This window comes from Polaromonas sp. P1_E3 (assembly GCF_056405935.1).
In genome coordinates, this window is sequence record NZ_JBFUBD010000445.1 from 1 (window position 1) to 2,037 (window position 2,037).

Consider the following 2,037-nt stretch of genomic DNA (forward strand, 5'->3'; position numbering starts at 1 on the left):
AAATTGAAGAGCGCCGCAACCTGTTTTACCGGCAGGACGAGATGCGCACCAAGTCCTTCGCCGCCAACCTCGACCAGGTGCTGATCCTCATCGCAGCGGAACCTGAATTTTCAGAAAGCCAGCTGACCCGCGCGTTGATTGCCGCCGAAGCCGAGGGCATCACCCCCATCATTGCCCTGAACAAAAGCGACCTCACCGAGCCTTTCGGGCGCGCCTGGACCAAGCTGGCACCCTACCGGGCCATGGGCTACAGAATGCTCTCGCTGGCCATCAAGCCCAAAACAGCGACAAGCGGGCCGGCCGATGCCCCGCACCCGGAACTGCAGGAACTGACGGATTTGCTGCGGGACAAGAAGACGCTGGTGCTGGGACCTTCAGGTGCCGGCAAAAGCAGCCTGACCAATCTTCTTGTGCCGGATGCACGGGTGCTGACAGCGGAAATATCGCAGGCCCTGAATTCAGGCAAACATACCACCACCAGCACCACGCTGTATTGGGTGAATACCGGCACGGGCGGCGAGAGGACCACTGCGCTGATCGACTCGCCGGGTTTTCAGGAGTTCGGGCTGCACCACATCGACCCAGTGCAGCTGGCCAATTACATGCCCGACCTCAAGGCACACGCGCAGGACTGCAAGTTCTACAACTGCACCCACCTGCACGAGCCGGGTTGTGGCGTTATTTCGGTGGTCAAATCGGGGCCCAGCCCAGACGGAATCAGCGCAAGCCGCTATCGTTTGTATAGCGAACTATTCGCCGAACTGTCGCAACCCCGTTATTGACGGGACTTGACGGGCTACGTCCCGGCCGGGCAATAGCGTCAGGCTTTGAGCAGCTCGCGGCAGGCCTGCACCAGCGCATCACATTGCGCCGGGGTGCCCACGCTGATGCGCAAATGCTGGTCGATGCGCGGCTGCCTGAAATGGCGCACCAGGATGTTTTTTTCGCGCAAGCCGGCCGCAAAGGCCGCTGCGTCGCGGCCAGGATGGCGTGCYAGCAGGAAGTTGGCTTGCGAGGGTAAAACTTCAAAGCCCAGGTCCTGTAATTGCCGGCTTAACAGATCTCGGCTCTGGATCACGGCCGTACGCGTCGCTTCAAAATAAGCACGGTCTTCGTAAGCGGCCACGGCGCCAGCGATGGCCAGGCGGTCCAGCGGATAGGAATTGAAGCTGTCTTTGACCCGCTCAAGGGCTTCGATCAGATGGCGCTGGCCGGCAGCAAAGCCAACGCGTAACCCGGCCAGCGAGCGCGACTTGGACAGCGTGTGCACCACCAGCAGGTTGGGATAGCGCGCAATCAGCCCGATGGCGGTTTCACCGCCGAAATCCACATAGGCCTCGTCCACCAGCACAACCCGGTCGCGCTGTTGCTGCAGCAGCTGCTCAATCTGCGCCAATGACAACCCGGTTCCGGTGGGCGCATTCGGGTTGGCAATCACCACGCCTGCGCATGGTGCTGTGTAATCCGCCACATGAATGCGCAGGGAAGCATCCAGCGGCACGAGCCTGGCCTCAATGCCGTAGAGCCCGCAGTACACCTTGTAAAAGCTGTAGCTGACGTCCGGCATCAACAGGGGTTGGCCGTGGCGGAAAAAAGCGCAGAACGCATGCGCCAGCACTTCATCTGACCCATTGCCGGCAAAGACCTGATCAGGATCTATGCCGTGGCAACCCGCAATCGCGCGCCTGAGCGCGGTGGCCTGCGGGTCGGGATAAAGCTGCAGGCCGTTTTGCGCCGCGGCCGTGATGGCGGCAACGACACGGGGCGATGGCGGGTATGGGTTCTCGTTGGTGTTGAGCTTGACCAGGTCCGCAACGCCGGGCTGCTCTCCCGGCACATACGGCACAAGACCGCGCACCGCAGGGCTCCAGAAGGATTGCCCGGAAGGCAAGGAGGAAGGCGGGCTGCCGCTCATCCGAGCAGGCGTGCCAGGGTCAGCAGCGCCAGCAAAACCATCCACAGCACCACGGAACGCCACACCAGCCCCACGATGCTTCGCAAGTGCGCCACTTCAGGTTCGCGGCCCGGCGTGGCTTC

At 62.0% G+C, this 2,037-nt stretch carries 2 protein-coding genes and 1 pseudogene; 1 reads left to right on the top strand and 2 read right to left on the bottom strand.

Translation table 11 applies throughout. From position 1 onward, the window contains the following. A partial coding sequence (rsgA, locus tag AC1D0Z_RS20335; protein ID WP_477659979.1) for a ribosome small subunit-dependent GTPase A occupies window positions 1-782 on the top strand: 782 nt, incomplete at its 5' end. A 38-nt stretch (window positions 783-820) separates the two neighbouring features. On the opposite strand, the gene hisC is transcribed toward rsgA, so the two are convergent. Beyond that, complete coding sequence (gene hisC / locus AC1D0Z_RS20340; protein ID WP_477659980.1) at window positions 821-1,915, bottom strand: histidinol-phosphate transaminase; 1,095 nt, start codon at window positions 1,913-1,915, stop codon at window positions 821-823. After that, window positions 1,912-2,037: pseudogene (locus AC1D0Z_RS20345) on the bottom strand (CobD/CbiB family protein); the annotation flags it as partial. The gene hisC and the pseudogene AC1D0Z_RS20345, both read right to left, overlap by 4 nt.